Source organism: Janthinobacterium violaceinigrum (genome assembly GCF_009208555.1).
Lineage (GTDB): Bacteria > Pseudomonadota > Gammaproteobacteria > Burkholderiales > Burkholderiaceae_D > Janthinobacterium > Janthinobacterium violaceinigrum.
In genome coordinates this window covers 1-866 of sequence record NZ_WFLI01000099.1, presented here as the reverse complement: position 1 = coordinate 866, position 866 = coordinate 1, and the positions used below count along the sequence as shown (strand labels likewise).

Annotated in this window: 1 pseudogene; it reads left to right on the top strand. The window is 72.7% G+C overall.

Features of this window, described 5'->3' with window-relative positions:
* Positions 1-129 precede the first annotated feature (129 nt).
* Positions 130-866: pseudogene (locus GCN75_RS28785) on the top strand (hypothetical protein); the annotation flags it as partial.

Sequence of the window (866 nt, the reverse complement as noted above, 5' to 3'; positions counted from 1 at the left end):
AGTACGTCGAACAGTTCCAGCCAGTCCGTGGCGGGTACGTTGCTGATCCACAAATAATCGGTCTTCAGGTACAGCACCTGGTCGAGCGCGTCGTTCAGGGCCGCGCTGACCGATGCGGGGGCGCTGGGCGTGATATCCACCGCTGACGCCGCCGCGCAACTGGCGGCCCAGACGGCGGTCACCACCTTGACCGCCGCCAATACGGTGGCGCAAAACGCCCTGACCGCGGCGCAATTGCTGGCCGGCCAGACCGATGCTGCGGCCCTGGCCGTGGCGTCGTCGGCCGCCGATGCGGCCGCTGCCGCCGCCGTCACGACGGCTGGCCAGACGGATGCCATCGCGCTGAGCCTCATTTCCACCGCCGATGGCCTGGCTGCCGCCTCGGCCGCCAGTCTGGCGGCGCTGACGGATGCCGCCGCGCTGAGCATCACTTCCACGGCCGACGCGGCCACGGCTGCCGCCTTGCAGGCAACGGCCAACCTGACGGATGCGGCCGCCCTGGGCCTGATCGCCACTGCCGCCGCTGCCGCCGCCAACACGGCGACGAATGTTGCCAACCTGACGGACGCCGTTGCCCTGGGCACCGTCTCGGCAGCGGCCACCGCCGCCGCCAATGCAGCTGCCAGCACCGCCGCACTGACGGACGCCACGGCCCTGGGCCTCGTCGCCACGGCCGATGCGGCGCTCGCCGCCACGGCGCAGACGACGGCCAACCTCACCGATGCCGTGGCGCTGGGCCTCGTCTCGACGGCCGCCAACACGGCCGCCAGCTTGGCCGCCGCCACTGCCAACCTGACGGACGCCGTTGCCCTGGGCACCGTCTCGACGGCCGCCACGGCCGCCGCCAACGCGGCCGCCGCCACCGA